The organism is Streptomyces sp. NPDC032091, from assembly GCF_055580265.1.
This window is the reverse complement of record NZ_JBVILR010000009.1, coordinates 43,657-66,052: the sequence shown is the minus strand read 5'-3', so window position 1 is coordinate 66,052 and position 22,396 is coordinate 43,657. Positions and strand designations below refer to the sequence as shown.

The 22,396-nt window shown below is 73.7% G+C and carries 23 protein-coding genes and 1 riboswitch; of the genes, 16 read left to right on the top strand and 7 right to left on the bottom strand.

The window, feature by feature from the left end; all coding sequences use genetic code 11:
- Nucleotides 1-110: 110 nt before the first annotated feature.
- Nucleotides 111-1,526 (bottom strand): helix-turn-helix domain-containing protein, encoded by a 1,416-nt coding sequence (locus ACZ5NJ_RS16725; protein WP_468765619.1) that lies wholly within the window; start codon nt 1,524-1,526, stop codon nt 111-113.
- A 124-nt stretch (nt 1,527-1,650) separates the two neighbouring features.
- Between ACZ5NJ_RS16725 and ACZ5NJ_RS16720 the strand changes: the two genes are divergently transcribed.
- The gene (locus ACZ5NJ_RS16720) at nt 1,651-3,210 is read left to right on the top strand and encodes a cell division protein PerM (RefSeq protein ID WP_468765618.1); all 1,560 of its coding nucleotides are present in this window, start codon (nt 1,651-1,653) and stop codon (nt 3,208-3,210) included.
- Between the two features lie 73 nt (nt 3,211-3,283).
- On the opposite strand, the gene ACZ5NJ_RS16715 is transcribed toward ACZ5NJ_RS16720, so the two are convergent.
- Nucleotides 3,284-3,886: a hypothetical protein gene (locus ACZ5NJ_RS16715; RefSeq protein ID WP_468765617.1), complete on the bottom strand. Its 603-nt coding sequence runs from the start codon at nt 3,884-3,886 to the stop codon at nt 3,284-3,286.
- Between the two features lie 237 nt (nt 3,887-4,123).
- Here ACZ5NJ_RS16715 and purN point away from each other — a divergent pair, with 237 nt between their 5' ends.
- Both purN and purH read left to right on the top strand, forming a co-directional pair.
- On the top strand, nt 4,124-4,747 hold the full coding sequence (gene purN, locus ACZ5NJ_RS16710; protein ID WP_468765616.1) for a phosphoribosylglycinamide formyltransferase: 624 nt from the start codon (nt 4,124-4,126) through the stop codon (nt 4,745-4,747).
- Nucleotides 4,744-6,321: a bifunctional phosphoribosylaminoimidazolecarboxamide formyltransferase/IMP cyclohydrolase gene (gene purH / locus ACZ5NJ_RS16705; protein WP_468765615.1), complete on the top strand. Its 1,578-nt coding sequence runs from the start codon at nt 4,744-4,746 to the stop codon at nt 6,319-6,321. Before purN ends, purH begins: the two co-directional genes overlap by 4 nt.
- Nucleotides 6,322-6,394: 73 nt before the next feature.
- Here the strand turns inward: purH and ACZ5NJ_RS16700 are convergent, their stop codons facing one another.
- A complete protein-coding gene (locus tag ACZ5NJ_RS16700; protein ID WP_468765614.1) occupies nt 6,395-7,135 on the bottom strand; it encodes an RDD family protein in 741 nt (246 codons plus the stop codon).
- Nucleotides 7,136-7,388: 253 nt separating this feature from the next.
- Between ACZ5NJ_RS16700 and ACZ5NJ_RS16695 the strand changes: the two genes are divergently transcribed.
- The 6 genes from ACZ5NJ_RS16695 to ACZ5NJ_RS16670 all read left to right on the top strand — a co-directional run bounded on the left by ACZ5NJ_RS16695 (nt 7,389) and on the right by ACZ5NJ_RS16670 (nt 13,492).
- Entirely contained in the window at nt 7,389-8,249 is an 861-nt protein-coding gene (locus ACZ5NJ_RS16695) for a bifunctional methylenetetrahydrofolate dehydrogenase/methenyltetrahydrofolate cyclohydrolase (protein ID WP_468765613.1), read from the top strand.
- Nucleotides 8,239-8,787, top strand: coding sequence for a DUF3017 domain-containing protein (locus ACZ5NJ_RS16690; RefSeq protein WP_468765612.1), 549 nt, complete (start codon nt 8,239-8,241; stop codon nt 8,785-8,787). Before ACZ5NJ_RS16695 ends, ACZ5NJ_RS16690 begins: the two co-directional genes overlap by 11 nt.
- A 311-nt stretch (nt 8,788-9,098) precedes the next feature.
- The gene (locus ACZ5NJ_RS16685) at nt 9,099-10,088 is read left to right on the top strand and encodes a malate dehydrogenase (protein ID WP_468765611.1); all 990 of its coding nucleotides are present in this window, start codon (nt 9,099-9,101) and stop codon (nt 10,086-10,088) included.
- 136 nt (nt 10,089-10,224) lie between these two features.
- Nucleotides 10,225-11,991 (top strand): hypothetical protein, encoded by a 1,767-nt coding sequence (locus ACZ5NJ_RS16680; RefSeq protein WP_468765610.1) that lies wholly within the window; start codon nt 10,225-10,227, stop codon nt 11,989-11,991.
- Nucleotides 11,981-12,355 carry a hypothetical protein gene (locus tag ACZ5NJ_RS16675; RefSeq protein ID WP_468765609.1) on the top strand — a complete coding sequence of 125 codons (375 nt, stop codon included), beginning with the start codon at nt 11,981-11,983 and terminating at the stop codon, nt 12,353-12,355. The genes ACZ5NJ_RS16680 and ACZ5NJ_RS16675 overlap by 11 nt, the downstream gene beginning before the upstream one ends.
- Before the next feature lie 3 nt (nt 12,356-12,358).
- Entirely contained in the window at nt 12,359-13,492 is a 1,134-nt protein-coding gene (locus ACZ5NJ_RS16670; RefSeq protein WP_468765608.1) for a hypothetical protein, read from the top strand.
- A gap of 42 nt (nt 13,493-13,534) precedes the next feature.
- Here ACZ5NJ_RS16670 and ACZ5NJ_RS16665 read toward each other — a convergent pair whose 3' ends face one another.
- Nucleotides 13,535-14,044 carry a carboxymuconolactone decarboxylase family protein gene (locus ACZ5NJ_RS16665; protein WP_468765607.1) on the bottom strand — a complete coding sequence of 170 codons (510 nt, stop codon included), beginning with the start codon at nt 14,042-14,044 and terminating at the stop codon, nt 13,535-13,537.
- A gap of 46 nt (nt 14,045-14,090) precedes the next feature.
- Between ACZ5NJ_RS16665 and pdxR the strand changes: the two genes are divergently transcribed.
- The gene (gene pdxR / locus ACZ5NJ_RS16660; RefSeq protein ID WP_468765606.1) at nt 14,091-15,506 is read left to right on the top strand and encodes a MocR-like pyridoxine biosynthesis transcription factor PdxR; all 1,416 of its coding nucleotides are present in this window, start codon (nt 14,091-14,093) and stop codon (nt 15,504-15,506) included.
- Here pdxR and ACZ5NJ_RS16655 read toward each other — a convergent pair.
- Nucleotides 15,487-15,918: an ATP-binding protein gene (locus tag ACZ5NJ_RS16655; RefSeq protein ID WP_468765605.1), complete on the bottom strand. Its 432-nt coding sequence runs from the start codon at nt 15,916-15,918 to the stop codon at nt 15,487-15,489. The two genes, pdxR and ACZ5NJ_RS16655, sit on opposite strands and share 20 nt — an antisense overlap.
- Nucleotides 15,919-16,026: 108 nt before the next feature.
- Here ACZ5NJ_RS16655 and ACZ5NJ_RS16650 point away from each other — a divergent pair, with 108 nt between their 5' ends.
- From ACZ5NJ_RS16650 to ACZ5NJ_RS16640, 3 genes are read left to right on the top strand one after another with little or no spacing between them, the layout of a single operon-like run.
- Nucleotides 16,027-16,854, top strand: coding sequence for a helix-turn-helix domain-containing protein (locus ACZ5NJ_RS16650; RefSeq protein WP_468765604.1), 828 nt, complete (start codon nt 16,027-16,029; stop codon nt 16,852-16,854).
- Entirely contained in the window at nt 16,851-17,042 is a 192-nt protein-coding gene (locus tag ACZ5NJ_RS16645) for a DUF397 domain-containing protein (protein WP_468765603.1), read from the top strand. The genes ACZ5NJ_RS16650 and ACZ5NJ_RS16645 overlap by 4 nt, the downstream gene beginning before the upstream one ends.
- Nucleotides 17,039-17,224 carry a DUF397 domain-containing protein gene (locus tag ACZ5NJ_RS16640; RefSeq protein ID WP_468765602.1) on the top strand — a complete coding sequence of 62 codons (186 nt, stop codon included), beginning with the start codon at nt 17,039-17,041 and terminating at the stop codon, nt 17,222-17,224. The genes ACZ5NJ_RS16645 and ACZ5NJ_RS16640 overlap by 4 nt, the downstream gene beginning before the upstream one ends.
- Here the strand turns inward: ACZ5NJ_RS16640 and ACZ5NJ_RS16635 are convergent.
- Nucleotides 17,211-18,041 carry a DMT family protein gene (locus tag ACZ5NJ_RS16635; protein WP_468765937.1) on the bottom strand — a complete coding sequence of 277 codons (831 nt, stop codon included), beginning with the start codon at nt 18,039-18,041 and terminating at the stop codon, nt 17,211-17,213. The genes ACZ5NJ_RS16640 and ACZ5NJ_RS16635 overlap by 14 nt on opposite strands.
- A 100-nt stretch (nt 18,042-18,141) precedes the next feature.
- Here ACZ5NJ_RS16635 and ACZ5NJ_RS16630 point away from each other — a divergent pair, with 100 nt between their 5' ends.
- A complete protein-coding gene (locus ACZ5NJ_RS16630) occupies nt 18,142-18,441 on the top strand; it encodes a hypothetical protein (RefSeq protein ID WP_468765601.1) in 300 nt (99 codons plus the stop codon).
- A 5-nt stretch (nt 18,442-18,446) separates the two neighbouring features.
- Nucleotides 18,447-19,637: a glutathionylspermidine synthase family protein gene (locus ACZ5NJ_RS16625; RefSeq protein WP_468765600.1), complete on the top strand. Its 1,191-nt coding sequence runs from the start codon at nt 18,447-18,449 to the stop codon at nt 19,635-19,637.
- 39 nt (nt 19,638-19,676) lie between these two features.
- Here ACZ5NJ_RS16625 and rocD read toward each other — a convergent pair whose 3' ends face one another.
- A complete protein-coding gene (gene rocD / locus ACZ5NJ_RS16620) occupies nt 19,677-20,885 on the bottom strand; it encodes an ornithine--oxo-acid transaminase (RefSeq protein ID WP_468765599.1) in 1,209 nt (402 codons plus the stop codon).
- 116 nt (nt 20,886-21,001) lie between these two features.
- A riboswitch (ZMP/ZTP riboswitch) is annotated at nt 21,002-21,092 on the top strand.
- Between the two features lie 35 nt (nt 21,093-21,127).
- Between rocD and ACZ5NJ_RS16615 the strand changes: the two genes are divergently transcribed.
- Nucleotides 21,128-22,396 (top strand): serine hydroxymethyltransferase, encoded by a 1,269-nt coding sequence (locus tag ACZ5NJ_RS16615; RefSeq protein WP_468765598.1) that lies wholly within the window; start codon nt 21,128-21,130, stop codon nt 22,394-22,396.

The following is a 22,396-nucleotide window of genomic DNA, read 5'->3' as shown; positions in this document are numbered from 1 at the left end:
GAAAACCCCCCAAAAAACAGCACACACCCCCCCCCCCCCCCCCCCCCCCCCTCCCCCCCCCCCCCCCCCCCCCCCCCCCCACGCCCCTTTTCGGCTCCCGGGCCGCCCGCTCATTCCAGTGACGGGTGGATCCTGTGGGGGCCGGCGGCCGGATCGGCGCGGAGCTTGTCCTGGAGCGCCCGGGCCGTCTCGGTCAGCCGTGGCGGGCCGGCGAGCGGCGGGACCCCGGAGACGCTGGTACCGGGCCCGACCGGCGCCTCGTAATGGTCCGGCGCGGTCACGGTGGTGTACCCCGTGGCGACGGCGATCACCGCGGTCAGCATGAGTGCGGCCCGGGACCAGCGGCGGGCGCGGAGCTCGCTCACCGTGCGGACGGCGGCCGCCGGGGGCGGTTCCAGCGGTACGGCGGGCCGCACCGCGCCGAGCCACGCGCGCAGCACGGCCGACTGCTCCTGCGGGGGCACGCCGGCCAGTCCGGGGAGCCGGGCGGCGAGGTCGGCGTGGGCGCGGAGCAGGCGGCTGCCGGTGGTGGGCGTACTGGCCTCGGTCTCGGCGGCCGTGTCGGGCAGGTCGAGGCCGACGCCGTCGTAGAGCAGCACGGTCCGCCGGTGCGCGGGCGGCAGGGCCAGCAGGGCGCCCAGCAGGATGCGGTCGTTGGGGTCGGCGGGGGCCTTGTCGGGGCGGCCGAGGGTCCGGTGGGCCCGGCGCAGCCGGCGCCAGGGGGAGAGCGCGTACTCGTACGCGGCCGCGCGGACCCAGCCGACGGGGTCGGGGTCGGTGGCCACCTCGGGCCACTGCGCCCACGCCTGACGGAACGCCCGCTCCACGGCCTCCTGCGCGAGGGAGCGACGCCCCGTCAGGAGGTAGACCTGGCGGACCAGGGCGGGCGCGGAGTAGCCGTAGAGCGAGTCGAACGCCTCGGCGGGCCGGGTCGGCCGCGGGACCCGACCGGTCGCGGCCCCGGCGGGGGGCGCGACCGGTTCGGGCGTGGGCGCGGCCGTGGGCGTGGGCGCGTGCGCCGGGGCGGCGGGCGCGGGGGCGGTGGGCGGAGGGGCGGGCTCCGGCTGGTCTGGCGGTGCCGTGTCGCCCGTCGCGGCGTGGACCGGGGCCGGGGCGGAGGGTCCCGGCGCGGCGCGTGGCGGTGCGGGGTCCGGGGTGGGGCTGTGCCGGGGGGCGGGTTCGGGGGCGGGGGTCCGGCGGGACGGGGGGCGGGCCGGGGCGGGCGGGGGCTTCGGGGCGCGGTGCGCGGCGCCGCCGGGGCGGGTGGGCGGGCCGGCGGACCTGCCGGGACCGCCGCCCGCGCCCGCGCGCGCGAGGCGGTCCAGGAGCTCCGCGTACGCCTGGCGCGTGCGGGCACCCGGCTCCGTCCGGCCCTTCTCCCACGCGCGGACGGTGCCGGCGGTGACCCCCAGCTCCGTCGCGACCTGTGCGTGCGTCAGTTCGCCCGACTCGCGCAGCCGGCGGCGCTCCTTGGGGGGCGGAAGGCCCCGCTCCGAGCCGGAGCCCGTATCGACGTCTGGTGTCATGTCACACTCCTCGCGACCTGGCAGCACAGCACTGGGCGATAAAGTACATAAACGTATATTGGGCGACACAACGGACAATCGCCTATTACCCACCCATAGCGCGTGTCGTTGGCACCATGACGGTGTGACCCAAGTGATCGAACGCGGGGCCCCGTTGCCGTCGGCCCCGCAGGCCCGGGCGCCACGCCGTTCCCCGGCGGCGGCCGCCTGCGTGCTGGGCGGCGCCGTCGCCGCCGGGCTGGGGCTCGGCTTCCTGGCCGTGCTCGTGATCGTGCTGTGGATCAGCTCCCCCTACCCCGACAGCGGCCCCGGCGGCGCGCTGCACCTGGCCGCCGGGCTGTGGCTGATGGCCCACGGGGCCGAACTCGTCCGCTACGACACGCTCTCCGGGGTGCCCGCGCCCGTCGGGGTGACCCCCCTGCTGCTGGTGGCGCTGCCCGCGCTGCTGATGCGCCGGGCGGCCCGGCTGGGCAGTGCGTCCGGCGTCGGCGCCGGGCCGGACGCGGAAGCGGAGGAGCTGCTGCCGGCGAGCGCGGTGTTCTCCGCCGTGGTCTGCGGCTACCTGGCCGTGGGCGCGCTCGCCACGGTGTACGCGGCGGGCGGGCCGATGCCGGCGGACCCGATCAGTGCGGCCTGGCACCTGCCGCTGGTCGCCGTGTTCGCGGCGGGCGGCGGGGTGTGGGCGGCGAAGGGGCGCCCCGCCGGGTCGCTGCCGGGCTGGATCCCCGGGGGCGTGCGGCGGGCGGTGGCCCGGCCGCGGTACGCGCTGGCGCTGCGCTCGGGGGCGGCGGGGGTGCTCGTCCTGCTGGGCGGCGGGACCGTGCTCGTCGGGGCGTCGCTGGTGTGGCACGCGGGGGAGGTGCAGTCTTCGTTCCTGACGCTGACCGGGGTGTGGTCGGGCCGCTTCGCGGTGCTGCTGCTGGCGGTGACGCTGTTGCCCAACGCCGTGGTGTGGGGGGCGGCGTACGGGCTGGGGCCCGGGTTCGCGGTGGGGACGGGGGCCACGGCGACGCCGCTGGGGTTCGCGGGGGCGGCGGCGCTGCCGAGGTTCCCGCTGCTGGCGGCGCTGCCGCCGGAGGGGCCGGGGACGCCGCTGACGTGGGCGGCGGCCGGGGTGCCGGTGGTGGCGGGGCTGGTGGTGGGGTGGTTCGCGGTGCGGCGGGCGCGGGAGGTCTCGTACGGGGAGACCGCGCTGACGGCGGCGTTGGGCGCGGTGGTGTGCGGGCTGGCGATGGCCGGGCTGGCGGCGGCGTCGGCGGGTGCGCTCGGGACGCGGGCGCTGGCGGCCTTCGGGCCGGTGTGGTGGCAGGCGGGTGCGGCCGCGGCCGGCTGGGTGCTGGTCCTGGCGGTGCCGGTCGCGGTGGGGGTGCACGGGCTGCGGAACCGGCCGGTCGGCTCCGCCGGGGATGTGGCGGGCGGGGACGCGTGGCACGACCCGGGGGTGCGGGAGTTGAGGTGGGCGGTGCTGCGGGAGGCGGCGTTGCCGATCGTCGCGCCCGTGGAGGTGACCCCGCCGGAGCCGGAGCCGGAGCCGGGGCCCGAGCCCGAGCCGGAGTCCGGGCCCGGGCCGGAGGTGCCGGCTGCGGTGGAGGTGGCGCCGGAGGCGGAGGTGGCGGAGGCCGCACCGTTGGCGCCGGGGGTGGTGGGGGCGCGGGTGCTCACGCGGCGGCGTCCGGAGGGCTGAGCGGGGCCGGGTGCCGCTGCGCGGAGCCGTCCCCCCGCCCCGCCCTTCGATGTCACACAGCGGTGACGAGGGGTCAGCGTTGGACCTTCAGGACGTTGCCCACCACGTTGTCCGGGAGGAGGGTGTTGCACTGGAGCTCCGCCGTCTGCGTCAGCGCGTCGTCGCGGCAGACGTAGAAGTCCTTGTACGCCAGCTGCAACCCGTACGACGTGCCCGCCAGCAGCAGCGCCAGCGTCGCCGAGACCAGACCGCTGACCGCCGCCGCCCGCTGCGGCCGGGCCGCCGGGCCGAGGGCGGACAGGCCTCCTGGCTGGGCCGGGGTGCCCTTGACGGGGTCGGCCGGGGCCGCGGGGCGGCCGCGCAGCGCGCTGATCCCCCAGTACAGCGCCAGCGCCCCCAGCAGCAGCCCGGCCGACGGGATCCCGAAGATCCCGAAGAAGAACCCCCACATCCCCCCGAGCATCGCGTACCGGGCCCGCCGCTGGACCGGGTCCATCGGGTCCCAGCGGGCCGGCCCGCCGGGCTCCTGGCCGTCGGGGTCCGGACCGCCCGGGCCGCCGCCGTCGCGCGGGCGCTGCGGCTGCCGGGGCTGCCACGGCTGGTCGGGCCGGCCCTCCGGGGGCGCCGCGAAGGGGTTGTCGTCGGTGGAGGGGTCGGGCTGACGGCGGTCCGGCATCGAGTGGCTTACTTCCCCTGTGTCATGGACGTCGTGGACCCGGTGTGCGCCGGGTTGTACGGCTTGTAGGCCAGACGCTACCCCCCGCCCGTGCCCCCGTCCCCCGGGGGCGGTCCCGTGTGCCGGTATCGTTGCAGGCGGTCGGTGGCTTCGTATGGTTCCCCGTATATCGGTACCCCGAAGTTTCGTATGACCACACAAGACCAACGTCGCAAATCCTGTGAGAAAGGGCCTCCCATGGCCGCCTCCCGCCTGGTCGTGCTGGTTTCCGGCTCCGGCACCAACCTCCAGGCCCTGCTCGACGCCATCGACGCCCACCCCGGCGGAGCCGAGGGTTTCGGTGCCGAGGTCGTCGCCGTCGGGGCCGACCGCGAGGGCATCGTCGGTCTGGAGCGGGCCGAGAAGGCGGGGATCCCGACCTTCGTGTGCCCGGTCAAGGCCTACGGGAGCCGTGAGGAGTGGGACGCCGCCCTCACGGCGGCGACGGACGCGTACGCGCCGGACCTCGTGGTCTCCGCAGGATTCATGAAGATCGTCGGCAAGAGCTTCATCGACCGCTTCGGCGGCCGGTTCATCAACACCCACCCCGCCCTCCTCCCCGCATTCCCCGGCGCGCACGGGGTGCGGGACGCCCTCGCGTACGGGGCGAAGGTCACCGGCTGCACGGTCCACTTCGTGGACAGCGGCGTCGACACCGGTCCGATCATCGCCCAGGGTGTCGTGGAGATCGGGGACGGGGAGGACGAAGCCGCGCTCCATGAGCGCATCAAGGAAGTCGAGCGCAAGCTGCTCGTCGACGTCGTGGGGCGCCTGGCCCGGCACGGCTACCGCATTGAGGGACGAAAGGTAACAATCCAGTGACCGCCAACGAAACGACGACGGCTACCACCCAGCGGCCGATCCGCCGTGCGCTCGTCAGTGTCTACGACAAGACGGGACTGGAAGACCTGGCCCGCGGCCTGCACGAGGCGGGCGTCTCGCTGGTCTCGACCGGCTCCACCGCGTCGAAGATCGCCGCGGCCGGCGTGCCCGTCACCAAGGTCGAGGAGCTGACCGGCTTCCCCGAGTGCCTCGACGGCCGGGTCAAGACCCTCCACCCGCGCGTGCACGCCGGCATCCTCGCCGACCTGCGCCTGGAGGACCACCGGCGCCAGCTCGCCGAGCTGGGCGTCGAGCCCTTCGACCTGGTGATCGTCAACCTCTACCCCTTCCGGGAGACCGTCGCCTCCGGCGCCACCCCGGACGAGTGCGTCGAGCAGATCGACATCGGCGGCCCGTCGATGGTCCGCGCCGCCGCCAAGAACCACCCCTCGGTCGCGGTCGTCACCAGCCCCGCCCGCTACGCCGACGTCCTCGCGGCCGCCCAGGGCGGCGGCTTCGACCTGGCCGCCCGCAAGCGCCTCGCGGCCGAGGCCTTCCAGCACACCGCCGCGTACGACGTGGCCGTGGCGTCCTGGTTCGCCGACGACTACGCCGCCGCGGACGAGTCCGGCTTCCCCGACTTCCTGGGTGCCACCTACGGGCGCAAGAACGTGCTGCGCTACGGCGAGAACCCGCACCAGGGCGCCGCGCTCTACGTCGACGGCACCGGCGGCCTGGCCGAGGCGGAGCAGCTGCACGGCAAGGAGATGTCGTACAACAACTACACGGACACCGACGCCGCGCGCCGGGCCGCGTACGACCACGCCGACCCCTGCGTCGCGATCATCAAGCACGCCAACCCGTGCGGCATCGCGACCGGTGCCGACGTCGCCGAGGCGCACCGCAAGGCGCACGCCTGCGACCCGCTCTCCGCGTTCGGCGGCGTCATCGCCGTCAACCGCCCGGTGACCGTCGAGCTGGCCGAGCAGGTCGCCGAGATCTTCACCGAGGTCATCGTGGCTCCGGCGTACGAGGACGGTGCCGTCGAGGTGCTGGCCCGGAAGAAGAACATCCGCGTGCTGCGGGCCGAGGGCGCCCCCGCCAACGCGGTCGAGGTCAAGCCGATCGACGGCGGTGCGCTGCTCCAGGTCACCGACCGGCTCCAGGCCGAGGGCGACGACCCGGCGAACTGGACCCTGGCCACCGGCGACGCCCTGTCCGCGGAGGAGCTCGCCGAGCTCGCCTTCGCGTGGAAGGCCTGCCGCGCCGTCAAGTCCAACGCGATCCTGCTGGCCAAGGACGGCGCCTCGGTCGGCGTCGGCATGGGCCAGGTCAACCGCGTCGACTCCGCGAAGCTGGCCGTCGAGCGGGCGGGCGCCGAGCGCGCGCAGGGCTCGTACGCGGCCTCGGACGCCTTCTTCCCGTTCCCGGACGGCCTGGAGATCCTGACCGCCGCCGGCGTGAAGGCCGTGGTCCAGCCGGGCGGTTCGGTCCGCGACGAGCTGGTCGTCGAGGCGGCGAAGAAGGCCGGCGTGACGATGTACTTCACGGGTACCCGCCACTTCTTCCACTGAGCGGCCCGGCAGACGGCGAAGGCCGCGTCCCGCACTGCGGGACGCGGCCTTCGCCGTGAACGGTGTCCGCTGCCTACTTCTTGACGACGATCGTGCCCGCGGCACGGTCGTGCCAGCCCTGGAGCTTGCCCGAGTTGTCGAAGAAGGGGGAGAGGTAGACCAGGATCTGGCCGATGCCGCAGAGGAAGGCGCCGACCATCGGGATGATCCAGCGGATGAAGCCGCCGCCGATGCCCGGGACCTGACCCGTGTTCTCCTTGACGACCTTCAGGCCGAGGGCCATCTTGCCGACGGTGGCGCCCACGAAGGCGATCATCAGCCATTCGTAGAGCAGGGTGGCGAGGCCGAGGATCAGCATGCCGCCGAAGAAGGCCGCGAAGATGCCGCCCGCGGCCTGGCCGGCCTGGGCCGACGCCTCGTTGAGGCAGGTGCTGTACGCGGGGGACATCGGGTCGATGCCCGTGCAGTCCTTGATGTCGCTGGCCGCGCTGAAGGCGCCCGCGAACACCACGGAGCTCAGGATGAAGTACAGGACACCGATGATCAGACCGTCGATCAGGCGGGCGCCGAAGCGGCGGCCCATCGTGGCGACCTGGACGGTGCCGAGGCCCGCGACGTTGATGTAGCCGTTGTTGGCCTGGAGGGTGCCCGGCGCCTGGGGAGGGACGCCGTAGGGCTGCTGGCCCTGCTGCGGGTAGCCGTAGCCGCCCTGCGGCGGGACGCCCTGCGGGGCCTGCTGGGGGTATCCGTAGCCGGGCTGTCCCTGCGGCGGCTGCTGCTGCCCGTAAGGGTTGTTCGGGTCGCCGAAGCTCATCTGGGTGTTTCCTCCGTGAAGTGCGGGGACGCACGGCACGCTGGAGGACACTTGCTTCTGCGGTACGCCCCCCGGCACTGCCCGCGGCACTCATTGCGATCGTCTTGCTGCCCGTCATCGTGGTGGGCCCGCCCCGGGCTTGTCCAGCCGGTTGCGAAGCCGGGCCAGACTTGTTGTGCAAGTGCAATCAAGAGCGCGTTTCGGCCTCCGTCCGACTGGAAGCCGGGCCGTCCCATCCGGAAGGATGCCCCTCATGAGCGCCCAGATTCTCGATGGCAAGGCCACCGCGGCCGCGATCAAATCCGAACTGACCGCCCGTGTGGCGGCGCTGAAGGAGCGGGGCATCACCCCCGGCCTCGGCACCCTGCTCGTCGGCGACGACCCGGGCAGCCGCTGGTACGTCAACGGCAAGCACAAGGACTGCGCGGAGGTGGGCATCACCTCCATCCGCCGCGAACTGCCCGCCACGGCCTCCCAGGAGGAGATCGAGGCGGTCGTGCGCGAGCTGAACGACGATCCGGCGTGCACCGGCTACATCGTCCAACTTCCGCTCCCCAAGGGCATCGACACCAACCGCGTCCTGGAGCTGATGGATCCGGCCAAGGACGCCGACGGCCTGCACCCGACCTCCCTCGGCCGGCTGGTGCTGGGCGTGCAGGGCCCGCTGCCGTGCACCCCGTACGGGATCGTCGAGCTGCTGCGCCACCACGGGGTCGAGATCAACGGCGCGCACGTGGTCGTCCTCGGCCGCGGCATCACCGTGGGGCGCTCCATCGGGCTGCTGCTGACCCGCAAGTCCGAGAACGCGACCGTGACCCTGTGCCACACCGGTACACGCGACCTCGCCGGGCTGCTGCGCCAGGCGGACATCGTCGTCGCGGCGGCGGGCGTCCCGCACCTGGTGAAGCCGGAGGACGTGAAGCCGGGCGCGGCCGTCCTCGACGTCGGCGTCAGCCGTGACGAGAACGGCAGGATCGTCGGGGACGTCCACCCGGGCGTGGCGGAGGTGGCGGGCTGGATCTCGCCGAACCCGGGCGGTGTCGGCCCGATGACCCGGGCGCAGCTGCTGGTGAACGTGGTCGAGGCGGCGGAGCGGACCGACAGTGCGGGCTGAGCACGACACGGGTGAGACCAGCGGGGCCGGCGAGACCGGCGAGTTGGGCGAGACGGGCGGAACCGGCGACACCGGCGGGCCCGGTGACACAGGCCGGGCCGGCGAGACCGGTGCGGCCGGCGACGCCACCGGCGCGGGCGCGCGGCCGGCGGCCCGGTCGCGGCGGTTCCCCGCCGTCACCCAGGACACCGCCCGGCCCGAGGGCGCCGGCCGCGCCATCCCCGGTGCCGTGTCCACGCCCGCCCGCCAGTGGCCGATGCTCAGCGTCCTCGCGGCCACCGCCGTCGGGCTGCTGACCACGGCGATGGGGCAGGCGCGCATCGGCTGCCTCGTCATCGGCGTCGCCCTGATCGGCGCCGCGGTGCTGCGGCGGGCCCTGCCCTCGGTGGGCATGCTCGCGGTGCGCTCCCGCTTCACGGACATGGTCACGTACGGGGTGCTCGGCGTGGCGATCACGCTGCTGGCGCTGGTGATGGAGCCGCAGCCATGGCTGCACGTCCCCTTCCTGGAGACCGCGGTCCGCTTCACCGTCCGCTGACCCCGCGGCCGCCGCCGCGCCGCCGGGACACCGGGCGGCGCGGCGCGCCGGGCCCTCGAAGGCCCTGGAAAGGGCCGATTTCCGCACTGGAGTACAGGCCGCGCACCTGTTCGGACCTTGGAACCCGCGGGTCATGTGCCGTGGACCACAGGGTCCGGGGGGTTGGGGGCCCCTCGGGTCGGATAGCCTGACGGGCGGATGTCTCTTCACGTCAAGATTCGCAGGACAGGGAAGCGGCGTCCTCCCCAGTACTTGGGACCCAGCACATGGGGCGGGGACGCCCCACCGCCAGCTGTCTAACGGAGAAGGCCATGACCCGCACTCCCGTGAATGTCACCGTGACCGGCGCTGCCGGCCAGATCGGCTACGCGCTGCTCTTCCGCATCGCGTCCGGCCACCTGCTCGGCGCGGACGTGCCGGTCAAGCTCCGCCTCCTGGAGATCCCGCAGGGCATGAAGGCCGCCGAGGGCACCGCCATGGAGCTCGACGACTGCGCCTTCCCGCTGCTCAAGGGCATCGACATCTTCGACGACCCGAACCAGGGCTTCGACGGCGCCAACGTCGCCCTCCTCGTGGGCGCCCGCCCGCGCACCAAGGGCATGGAGCGCGGTGACCTGCTCTCCGCCAACGGCGGCATCTTCAAGCCGCAGGGCGCCGCGATCAACGCGCACGCCGCGGACGACATCAAGGTCCTGGTCGTGGGCAACCCGGCCAACACCAACGCGCTCATCGCGCAGGCCGCCGCTCCGGACGTCCCGGCCGAGCGCTTCACCGCGATGACCCGCCTGGACCACAACCGCGCCGTGTCGCAGCTCGCGCAGCGCACCGGTGCCGACCTCACCGAGATCAAGCGCCTCACCATCTGGGGCAACCACTCGGCGACCCAGTACCCGGACATCTTCCACGCGGAGATCGCCGGCAAGAACGCCGCCGAGGTCGTCAACGACGAGCAGTGGCTGGCCGACACCTTCATCCCGACCGTCGCCAAGCGCGGCGCCGCGATCATCGAGGCCCGTGGCGCGTCCTCCGCCGCCTCCGCCGCCAACGCCGCCATCGACCACGTCCACACGTGGGTCAACGGCACCGCCGCCGGCGACTGGACCTCCATGGGCATCCCCTCGGACGGCTCCTACGGCGTCCCGCAGGGCCTGATCTCCTCCTTCCCCGTCACCTGCAAGGACGGCAAGTACGAGATCGTCCAGGGTCTGGACATCAACGAGTTCTCCCGCGCGCGCATCGACGCGTCCGTGCAGGAGCTCGTCGAGGAGCGCGACGCGGTCCGCGAGCTCGGCCTGATCTGATCCACCCGCGCTGATCAGCGGGTTCACTCCCTCGCCTGATCAGTACGAACACCCTTGCGCCCCGGCCAAACCAGGCCGGGGCGCTTTGGCGTGATTTCGCCTATCGGTTCGTGTAGGGGGAAAATAAGGTCGCCCGGTGACCGACCACCTGATTCCCCCTCAGCCCGGCGGCGACCCGACGGCGGACCCGCGCGACGGACGTCCGCCGGTCCACCCCTCCCTCAGCGAAGCCGGCCGGCTGCTGTGCGCGGGGACCTATCTCGACGGCGGCTACCGCGATCGGGTGATCGACGAGCTGTACGTCCACGAGGAGCGGATCGCCGCCCCCTCGTACGGATTCGACGCCACCCGCGTCCTGGCCCACGCGCTCCGCGCCCGGCGCGTCGAGCTCGCCTGGGCCGCCGGGATCATCGGCGCCTGGTTCGTGGGCTCCCTGCTGACCAGCGGCGCCCTCGCCGTGCTGCTCGTGCCCTTCCTGCTGCTGAGCCTCGCCAACTGGCTCCGGCGCCGCGGCAACCCCTTCCTGCGCTTCCTGGCCGTCGTGCTCAGGATCTACGTCTGGCTGATGGTGCTCCTCAGCCTCCTCGGGCTGCTGCTGGCCGGCACGATGTTCGGGAACTCCGGCGGCGCCCTGGACGACTTCCTGCCCTTCACGAGCCCCGGCCGCTACAGCGGCTACGACGGCTACAGCGGCTACAGCGCTTCGAGCGGCAGCGGTTCGGGGGACTCCACGGCCCTCTTCCTGTGGCTGCTGCCCCTCGTCTTCGCGGGCCTCGTCACCCTCGTCGCGCTCCAGCGCGGCCACGGCGCCCGGATCGTCTCCCGGGAGCTCAACCCCACCCGGTACGCCAACCAGTCCGCCGACCCCGTCACGGAGAGCCCGCGCTTCGCCCGGGTCCGCGACCGGATCCGGGACGAGCAGCGCTCGGCGCTGATCATGTACGACATCAACGGGCCGTTCACCGGGGCCGGTGAGCCGTACCGGCCCTGGCAGCTCTCCGTCGAACTGCGCCCGCGCGATGACCTCGGCGCCGACCGCAAGCCGCAGCCCGTCTCCAACGCCGACATCCTGCGGCGCGTCGTGCCGCTGCTCCAGGCGCTGCGCGTACCGTCGCCGCACGGCTCGCCGCAGGCGCAGGCCGGCGTACTGGACCGGCTGCGCGAGCTGGTCGTGGACGAGTGCGTGTTCATCCCGGCCGCGGGGTTCCCCCACCGGGACCGGGCCGGGCAGGCGCGGGAGCAGTTCACCGCCCACCGCCTCGGCGCCATGGAGGAGGGCGGCGAGCGGCGCCGGCACTTCCTGCGCATCCGGGTCGGCGGCTGGGACGAGAACCTCGTCGTCACCGTGTTCGTACGGGTCCACACGCAGGGCGGCATGCTGATGCTGGAGGTCGCCCCGCACGTGCTGCTGCCCGTCCGCACCGACTTCCAGAACGCCGACGCGGAGGCCCAGCGCTTCCTGAACAACACCTGGCTGGGCAAGGCGGTGGCGGCGCTCGTGGCCACCCCCGGATCGTTCTGGGGAGCCGTGGCCACGCTGGGCCGCGGGGTGGCCAGCTGGTGGCGGATCCTCACCGGAGGCCACGGCGGCGCCCGGCCCGAGGGGCCGCGGCTGTCGGTACGGGAGATCGCCTCCATGGACGACGGCTCCCTCTTCCACCTCATGGACCTCGACCGGTACCTGAAGACGATTCAGGACCGGGTGGTCGGCGGGGTTACCGTCGCCCTGCACGAAGCGGGCTGGCACACCGCCGAATTCGCGCAGCGCGCGGTCCACGTGGCCGAGGGCGCCACCTTCATCCAGTCGGTGAGCAACAGCGCGTTCAGCGTCGGCGGCACCGGCCACCACAACACCGCCGGCGGCGGCGGTACAAGCGGCAAGGGGAGCAGCGGTGGCAAGTAGCGGGAGCGAGGAGCGGCCGGTCCGGATCGGCGACGTCAGCAACAGCGCCTTCAGCATCGGCGGCAGCAACAACACCAACACCGTCCACAACGGTGCCGCGGAGGACCGGCCGCCCACGGCCGCCGAACTGCTGCGGGCCGTGCAGGACCTGCGCGTCGAGCTCGTGCGGATGCCCCGCAGCAGCGGGCGCGGGGACCTCGACGCGGAACTGGAGGACGCGGCCGCCGAGCTGGAAGCGGCCGGGGAGATCCGGCCGGGCCTGGCCGGACGGCTGCGCGGGGCGCTGGAACGGTGGGCTCCGCTGGTGGAGACGGTGAGCGCGGCCACGGCGCTGGCCGGGCTGCTCACCGGACTGGGAGGCTGACCGGTGTCCTCGGCCGACGACACCTGGTGGAACCCGCGCACCCAGCGCTGGGAGCCGGGCCCCCAGCCGCCGCACCCGAACGCACCGGATTCCGCGGCGGGGCCTTCCCACGGGCCGGGGCCTGCCCGTCCGGCGGAGCCGACCGGTCCGGCGGAGCCGTCGTACCCGGCGGAGCCGTCGCACCCGGCCGCGCCGTCGTACCCGGCCGCGCCCGCCGGGCCCGCGGCCTCCGAGGCACCCACGCAGGTCGGGACGCCCCCGCAGGTCGGGGCGCCCGGGCCGGCGGGGCAGCCCGCGTGGTACGAGCAGCCGGCGCGGCCCGGGTGGTACGACCAGCCGGCCGGGCAGGGGTGGGCCGCTCAGCCCGCCGCACCGGACGCGGGGCTGCCGCCGCTGCCGCCCCCGCCCGGGCCCGCCGGCCGGTTCCCGCCCCCTCCGCCGCCGCCCCCGTACGAGGAGGCCCGCCGGGCGACGCAGTGGCGGACCCCGCTGCTCGTCGGGGTGGCCGCGGCGGTGGTCGGCGGAGCCTCCGTCGCGGCGTGGATGCTGCTCGGCGGCAAGGACGGCGCGGCCACGGACGCCCGTCCGCCGGCCCGGACGGCCCAGGCCTCCGCGAGCCCGGAGCCGGTCACGCCCTCCCTGGGCACCCCCACCCCGAGCGCCACCCCCTCCGGCAGCCCGAGCCCCTCGGGCCGCCCCGGCTACACGGTGGTGCGCGACGAGGCCGGCTTCTCGGTGGCCGTGCCCTCCGGATGGGGGACCAGCCACGACGAGCAGGGCAACGGGGCCTTCTACCGTCCGCCCGGCGGGGACCGCAGCGCCCTGCTCCAGATCTTCCGGATCAGCGAGCCCGCCTCCACCGGCTCCTGCGAGCTGCTGCGGATGTCCTCCGAACGGCTGAGCGGCGGAACCCCCGCCTACCGCCAGGTGTCCATCGACCAGCTCGCCGGCGCCGCCTGCGAGCTGGTGTACGAGTACGACAGCGCGGAGTCACACGGCCGCCGGCGCGGCATGGAACGGATCGTCACCACCGCGGGCGGCGAACGGTGGGCGCTGCTGGCGGCCGGCCCGGCCACCGACGCCTCCACGACCCGCGCGAACCTGACGGCGGCCGTGGACTCCTTCCGCCCGGAGTGAGCGGAGCTCAGTGCTCGGTGCCCAGTGCTCAGTGCTCGCTGCTCAGTGCTTGAGCGACCCCGGGGCGTAGTGCCCCGGGGACAGCCGGGTGGTGACGGCGAACCGGTTCCACACGTTGATCATGGCGATGGCCGTGATCAGCTGGGCCAGCTCGGCCTCCTCGAAGTGCTTGGCGGCCCTCTCGTACACCTCGTCCGGGACGAAGCCGTCCGTCAGGACGGTGACGGCCTCGGTCAGCTCGATCGCCGCCAGCTCCTTCTCCGTGTAGAAGTGCCGCGACTCCTCCCAGGCGCTGAGCTGGACGATCCGCTCGACGCTCTCGCCCGCCGCGAGGGCGTCCTTGGTGTGCATGTCCAGGCAGAACGCGCAGTGGTTGATCTGCGAGGCGCGGATCTTGACCAGTTCGGCGATGGTCGGGTCCAGGCCCTTCTTCGAGGCGATGTCCAGCGCGACGGCCGCCTTGTACGCCTCCGGGGCGAGCTTGAACAGCTGCATGCGGGGGGTGTGCTCGGCGGCGAGTTCGGCGCTCTTCGGCTTCGTTTCGTTGCTCATGTGTCCACCGTACGGAGCGGGCGGCCCGCCTATATGGTCCATATCCATGACGGACTCGTGGGCCACTTACGGCGCCGACCTGCACCTGGACCTCTCCGCCGTCGCGGCGGGCGAGCGCGGCCTGCGCGCCGCGCTGACGGAGTCGCTGAGGGAGGCCGCGCGCAGCGGACGGCTGGCGCCCGGGACCCGGCTGCCGTCCTCCCGGACCTTCGCCGCCGACCTCGGCATCGCCCGCAACACGGTCGCGGAGGCCTACGCCGATCTCGTCGCCGAGGGCTGGCTGACGGCCCGCCAGGGGTCCGGCACCCGCGTCGCCGAACGGGCCGCGCCGCGCCGGGCCCCGGCGCCGGCCGCCCGGGTCCGCCGGCCCGCGCGGCGCGGGCCCGAGTACAGCCTGGTGCCCGGCTCCCCGGACGTGGGCGGCTTCCCGCGCGCCGCCTGGCTGACGGCCGCCCGGCGGGCCCTGACCGACGCCCCGAACGAGGCCTTCGGCTACTCCGACGCACGCGGCCGGATCGAACTGCGGGAGGCGCTCGCCGGGTACCTGGCGCGGGCGCGCGGGGTGTACGCGGACCCGGACCGCATCGTGCTGTGCGCCGGCTTCGTCCACGCCGCGCGGCTGCTCGGACAGGTGCTGCGGGGGCGCCGGGTACGGGAGATGGCCGTGGAGGGCTACAGCCTCGACCTGCACCGCGACCTGCTCACCGGGGCCGGGCTGCGGACCCGCCCGCTGTGGGTGGACGAGGCCGGGGCCCGCACCCGGGACCTGCCCGCCCTCGGCCCCCGGGTGGGCGCGGTACTGCTGACCCCGGCGCACCAGTTCCCCACCGGGGCGGCCCTCACCCCCGAGCGGCGGGCGGCGGCGGTGGACTGGGCGCGGAGCACCGGCGGGCTGATCCTGGAGGACGACTACGACGGGGAGTTCCGCTACGACCGCCAGCCGGTCGGCGCGCTCCAGGGCCTGGACCCCGACCGGGTGGTCTACCTGGGCACCGCGAGCAAGTCCCTCGCCCCGGCGCTGCGGATGGGCTGGATGGTAGTCCCCCCGGACCTGCTGGAGGAGGTGCTGGCGGCGAAGGGCCCGGCCGAGTGGACGTCGAGCGCGCTGGACCAGCTGACCCTGGCGGAGTTCATGACGTCCGGGGCGTACGACCGGCACGTACGGGCGATGCGGCTGCGCTACCGGCGCCGGCGTGACGAGCTGGTGGCCGCGCTGGGCGGACGGGTGCCCGTCTCCGGGATCGCGGCGGGGCTGCACGTCGTCCTGGACCTCCCGCCGGGCACGGAGCAGTCGATCGTCCAGGCCGCCGCCTGGCAGGGCCTGGCGGTGGAGGGGCTGGCGCGGTACCGGCACCCTGACTCGGGGATGCCGGCGCGGGAGGCGCTCGTGGTCGGCTACGGAACCCCGGCCGACAGTGCCTGGACCCCGACCCTGGAGGCCCTTACGGCCGCGCTGCCGTAGCGGTGGGGCGCCGCCGCTGGATCACTTCCGCCCAGACGGTCTTGCCGACCACCCGGCCGGTGACGCCCCAGGCGTCGGAGAGCGCCTCCACGATGTGCAGCCCGTAGCCGTGGCCGTCCCCGGCGGGGCGGAGGTCGGGCTGCCGCCCCGCGTGCGCGTCGGACACCTCGACCCGCAGCACCCCGTCCAGCCGCTTGAGCCCGAGCTCGAAGTCCCGCCCGGGTACGGAGCCGTGGGTCACGGCGTTGGCCGTGAGCTCGGCGACGACCTGCGCCACCCGGTCGGACTCGTCCCCGCCGAGCGGGAAGTCCCACCGGCACAGTTCGAGCACCGCCAGATGCCGGGCGAGGCGTGCGCCTCGTCGGGTGCTGCTGAACCGCTGGCGCCATTCGTTTCCGGGGTGGTCGGACATGCCGCCGCTCCTCTCCGTAACTGTCCCACTACTGGATGGGTTCAGCGTGTCCGGCCGCTGGGCATCCTTCAACTTGCAGGAATTGAACGGAGAGATCAGGGGGCGCAGTTGAACCGCAAGGATCTTGACCCCGAGTCCTCGCCGGGGGCGGCGTTCGGGGAGCGCCTGCGCGTGATGCGGGACGAACGGGGCTGGACCCAGGAGGAACTGGGGGAGCGGACGGGCTTCTCCGGCACGCACATCTCCGCCGTCGAAACTGGTCGGCGCCCTCCAACTGCCCGCTTCGCGGCAAGTGTGGACAGGGCGTTCGGGACCGGAGACCAGTTCGAACGGCGCGGCAGGGCCGTGCGGAACACGGCGCTGCTGGAGGGCTTCCCGGAGTACGTCAAGCACGAGGGGCTGGCCGTGGAGATCCGGCTCTTCAACATCGGAATCATCCCCGGTCTGTTGCAGACGCCGGAGTACGCGGAAGCGTTGACTCGGGGCGATGTGCGACGGGGCGCGATCACGCCGGAACAGGCTGACGAGCGCGTTTCGTTCCTCGCGCGGCGGCAGGCTGCCTTGGTCCGTCCACGGCCACCCATGCTGCTGGTGGTGATGGACGAGAGCTGTATCCGCCGTCCGGTCGGCGGATTCGGCGTGATGGAGGCCCAGTTGGCGCATCTGGTCGAGTTTGCTGAGCTGCCGAACACAGTGCTTCAGGTGGCACCGTTCGAGATAGGTGAGCGTCGGCCGTTCAACCTCCCTGTCAACTTGCTCACGTTGATGGACCGCTCCATGCTTGCGTACGCCGAGACACACGCTCAGGGGCACGTGGACCGTGAGAGCGCAGCGGTCCTACCTCTGTTGACGGCCTACCATCAACTTCAGGCCGAATCGCTGTCCCAGGCGGCCTCTGTAGCCATGATCAATGAGGTACGAAAGGGCACCCCGTGACGAGCGCAAGCGAATCCCCCCGCTGGTTCACCTCTTCCTACAGCGCCAACGGCGGTGACTGCGTCGAAGTAGCCCTCAACCTCCCCGGCACCGTCCCCGTCCGGGACTCCAAGGCCTCCGGCGGGCCGGTGCTCAACTTCCGGGCGGAGGCGTTCGCGGCCTTCGTCGCGGGTATCAAGGCCCCATGACGACCACCCCGCGCTGGCGCAAGTCCTCCTACAGCAACAACGGCGGCCAGTGCGTCGAGGTCGCCCTCAACCTCCCCGCCACCGTCCCCGTCCGGGACTCCAAGGCGGGCGACGCCGGGCCGGTGCTGACCTTCGGAGCAGCCGCCTTCGCCGCCTTCCTCGGAGCCGTCAGGACTCCTTAGGCTCCCCGAACCGCGACAGCGCAAGCGCTCCGGCCACCGCCACCGCGAAGCCCGTCACGGCCAGCCAGGCCAGGCCTTCGCGGGGGCGGTCGCCGAGCCAGGCCACGCCCACCAGCGCCGGCCCGACGGTCTCACCGAGGACCAGGCCGGCCGTCGCCGCTGTGACCGAGCCCCGCTCCAACGCGGAGGTCAGCAGCAGGAAGGCCGCCGCCCCGCCCAGCAGCAGTGCGTACAGCGCCGGGTTCCGCAGCTCTCGCAGGGACAGGGTGTCGATGAGCCGGACGGCCACCTCCACCACCCCGAAGCCCGTCCCGGCCGCGAGGCCCAGCACCAGCGCGCGCGAGCCCTCCGGCAGCCGGCCCGCCACCGCGCCCACCAGCAGCACCAGAGCGGCCACCGCCAGCAGCCCGAGCTTCAGCGCGAGCGATCCGACCCCGTGCCCCTCCTCACCGGAGGCCAGCCCGAGCATCAGCAGCCCCGCGCACACCACCGCCACCGCGCCCCACTCCAGCCGCGACAGCCGCACCCCCAGCAGCCGGGCCGCGACCACGGCCGTCACCGCCAGGCTCGCCGCCAGCGCCGCCCCGACCGCGTAGATCGGGACGTGCCGCAGGGCGACGATCTGGAGCACGAATCCCACCGCGTCCAACCCCAGCCCCACCACGTACCGCCACTGCCGCACCGCCCGCAGGAACAGGGCCGCGTCGACCCCCGACCCCGACCTTGTCGCCTCCGGCCGGGACGCGGCCCGCGCCGCCATCGCCTGGAGGACCGAGGCCGTACCGAAACACACCGCCGCGCCCAGCGCGCAAACCATTCCGATCAGCACGAAACCCGACTCTAGGGCCGCCGCCGTGACAAGGGTGTGACGACGGCCGGATTCCCTCCCTCCGTTCGGCCGATCTAAGGTGCTCGCCATGGACACCAGCGACACCACCCGACGACGCATGCGCTCCGGCGCGGTCGCCCTCGGCGGCATGGGCCTGCTCGCCGCCACCCTCGTGGCCTGCGGCAGCAGCGACGAGCCCGACAAGCGCTGCGCGTCCAAGTCCACGCTGGAGCACCTCAACTCCAAGGACTGCAAGAGCGGCGGCCGCGGCGCGTACTACTACGGCGGCACCGTCAGCAACGGCAAGGTGACCGGCGGCAGCTTCGACAAGTCGGCCGTCACCCGCGGCGGCATCGGCGGCAGCCACTCCGGCTCCTCCGGCGGCTGATCCGCATGGAGCGCCACACCATCGAACCCCGCCCCGACTGGCAGAAGACGGTCGAGGAGCAGGGCCTGATCTACCCCCTCACCCGCTTCCCCGACGACTCCCTGCGCCCCTACTGGGACGAGAGCGCGTACTACTCCTTCTCCCTCCCCGAGGTCGAGGCGCTGGAGAACGTCGTCGAGGAACTGCACGCCATGTGCCTGGCGGCGGCCGCCCACATCGTGGAGCACGACCGTTTCGCCGACCTCGGCATCACCGACCCGAAGGTCGCGGCCCTCATCGCCGAGTCCTGGCGGCGGCGCGCCGAGCAGCCCTCCCTCTACGGCCGTTTCGACCTGCGCTACGACGGCTCCGGCAGCCCCGCCAAGCTGCTGGAGTACAACGCCGACACCCCCACCTCCCTGGTGGAGGCGGCGAGCCCGCAGTGGTTCTGGATGGAGGAGCGCTTCCCCGGCGCCGACCAGTGGAACTCCCTGCACGAGCGGCTCGTCGACGCCTGGCGCCGGCAGGCCGAACTGCTGCCGCCCGGCCCGCTGCACTTCGCGCACTCCGAGACCGACGAGCTCGGCGAGGACCTGATGACGGTCGCCTACCTCCAGGAGACCGCCGAACAGGCCGGCCTGGAGACCCACGCCCTGTCCGTGGAGACCATCGGCTGGGACAGCCTCTCGCACCGCTTCGTCGACGAAAAGCTCCGCTTCATCCGCGGCTGCTTCAAGCTCTACCCGTGGGAGTGGCTGGTCGACGACGAGTTCGGCCCGCACGTCCTCGGCACCTACGACCACGGCGGCGGCTCCGGCACCACCGCCTGGATCGAACCGCTGTGGAAGATGCTGCTGGCCAACAAGGCGCTGCTGGCGATCCTCTGGGAGCTCTTCCCCGAACACCCGAACCTGCTGCCCGCCTACCTCGACGGCCCCCGCGAGCTCGCCGACACCGTCGGGTACGCCGCCAAGCCCCTGCTGGGCCGCGAGGGCGCCGGGGTCACCCTGCACGAGCCGGGCGGCGAGCCGTTCGTCCCGGCCGAGGGGGAGACGTACGTCTTCCAGGCCCTCTCCCCGCTGCCCGACTTCGACGGCAACCGCGTGGTCCTCGGCGCGTGGGTGGTCGAGGAGGAGGCGGCCGGGCTCGGCATCCGCGAGTCGGCGGGGCCCGTCACGGACGAGTACGCCCGCTTCCTGCCGCACGTCATCCTCTGATCCTCCCGGGGGTGCCCGGCCGGGCACCCCCGCCCCCCGTCAGCCGGCGGCGAGGACCGTCCGCAGTTGCTCCAGACCCCAGTCCAGGTCCTCCTTGGAGATCACCAGCGGCGGGGCGATCCGGATCGTCGACCCGTGCGTGTCCTTCACCAGGACCCCGCGCTCCATCAGCTTCTCCGAGATTTCCCGGCCCGTGCCGCGCGCCGGGTCGATGTCGACGCCCGCCCACAGCCCGCGCCCGCGCACGGCGGTCACGGCGCCGCTGCCGACCAGCAGGTTCAGCTCCCGGTGCAGGTGGTCGCCGAGTTCGGCGGCGCGCTGCTGGTACTCGCCGGTGCGCAGCATCGCGATCACCTCCAGGGCTACGGCGCAGGCGAGGGGGTTCCCGCCGAAGGTGGAGCCGTGCTCCCCGGGCCGGAACACGCCGAGGACGTCGCGGTCGGCGACGACCGCGGATACCGGGACCACACCGCCGCCCAGCGCCTTCCCCAGCACGTACACGTCGGGGACGACGTCCTCGTGCTCGCAGGCGAAGGTCTTCCCGGTGCGGCCCAGGCCCGACTGGATCTCGTCCGCCATGAACAGCACGTTCCGCTCGCGCGTCAGCTCCCGGACCCCGGCCAGGTAGCCGGGCGGCGGGACCAGCACGCCCGCCTCGCCCTGGATCGGCTCCAGCAGCACGGCGACGGTGTTCGCGGTGACGGCGGCGGCCAGGGCGGTGAGGTCCCCGTACGGGACGATCTCGAAGCCGGGGGTGTAGGGGCCGTAGTGGTCGCGGGCCTCGTGATCGGTGGAGAAGGAGACGATGGTCGTCGTGCGGCCGTGGAAGTTGTTCGCCGCGACAACGATCTTGGCCTGGCCGTCCGGGACGCCCTTGACCTCGTAGCCCCACTTGCGGGCCGTCTTCACCGCCGTCTCCACGGCCTCCGCGCCCGTGTTCATGGGCAGCACCGCCTCCTTGCCGCACAGCGCGGCCAGTTCGGTGCAGAAGTCGGCGAAGCGGTCGTGGTGGAAGGCGCGGGAGGTGAGGGTGACCCGCTCCAGCTGGGCCTTGGCCGCGTCGATCAGACGCCGGTTGCCGTGGCCGAAGTTGAGCGCCGAGTACCCGGCGAGCATGTCGAGGTAGCGGCGCCCCTCCACGTCGGTCATCCACGCGCCCTCCGCCGAAGCCACGACGACCGGGAGGGGGTGGTAGTTGTGCGCGCTGTGCTCGTCGGCGGAGCGGATGGCATCAACTGTTCTCGACACGGGGTCTCCGATCGTCCGTCTGCTGGTGACGCGGGTGACATGGGTGGCGTCCTTTGTATCGTCGCTCGGATCGTGGACGCGGAAACCTCCCGGGTGCCGCGCCCGCTAAGGTGTTCGGTACGCACGGCGACTGGCGTACGGGGAACCAACTCCGGGGGAGTCGTGCGCGTACGACCGCACACAGGGCCGCTCGCCTGGGCCTCGCGGGGACGAGACACGACATCGACCCCGGAGGAGCCGCGATGACCGCGCACCGCCAGCCCGCCCTGCTCGCCACCGACCCCGAGCTCGCCTCGCTCGTCACCGCCGAGGAAACCCTCCAGGCGGAGACCCTGCGGCTGATCCCCAGCGAGAACTACGTCTCCGCGGCCGTCCTGGAGGCCTCCGGGACGGTCCTGCAGAACAAGTACAGCGAGGGCTACCCGGGCCGCCGCTACTACGAGGGCCAGCAGAACATCGACCGCGTCGAGGCCCTCGCCATCGAGCGGGCCAAGGGCCTGTTCGGGGTGGACCACGCCAACGTCCAGCCGTACTCCGGCTCCCCGGCCAACCTGGCCGTCTACCTGGCCTTCGCCCGGCCCGGCGACACCGTGATGGGCATGGCCCTGCCGATGGGCGGCCACCTGACGCACGGCTGGGGCGTGTCGGCCACCGGCTCCTGGTTCCGCGGCGTCCAGTACGGGGTGCGGGCCGAGGACGGCCTGATCGACTACGACGCGGTGCGCGAGCTGGCCCTGGCCGAGCGCCCGAAGATCCTGTTCTGCGGTGGCACGGCCCTGCCGCGCACGATCGACTTCGAGGCGTTCGCCTCGATCGCGGCGGAGGCGGGCGCGGTCCTGGTCGCGGACGTGGCCCACATCGCCGGCCTCATCGCGGGCGGGGCCCACCCGTCGCCGGTGCCGTACGCGGACGTGGTCTCCACGACCACCCACAAGACCCTGCGCGGGCCGCGCGGCGCGATGCTGATGTGCAAGGAGGAGCACGCGAAGGCCATCGACAAGGCGGTCTTCCCCGGCCTCCAGGGCGGCCCGCACAACCAGACGACGGCGGGCATCGCGGTGGCCCTGCACGAGGCGGCCCAGCCGTCCTTCACGGCGTACGCGCACGCGGTCGTCGCCAACGCGAAGGCGCTGGCGGCGGCGCTGCTGGAGCGGGGCTTCGACCTGGTCTCGGGCGGCACGGACAACCACCTGATCCTGATGGACCTGACCTCGCGGGGCGTGCCGGGGAAGATCGCGGCGAAGGCGCTGGACCGGGCCGGCATCGTCGTCAACTACAACACGGTGCCGTTCGACCCGCGCAAGCCGTTCGACCCCTCGGGGATCCGGATCGGCACGCCGTCGCTGACCTCGCGCGGCCTGTCGGCCGAGCACATGCCGGCCGTCGCCGACTGGATCTCCCGCGCGGTGGACGCCGCCGCGAAGGGTGACGAGCCGGCCCTGGCCGCGATCCGCGCCGAGGTCTGCGACCTCCTGGCGGCCTACCCGGCCCCGGGCCTCCCGGTGGCGTAG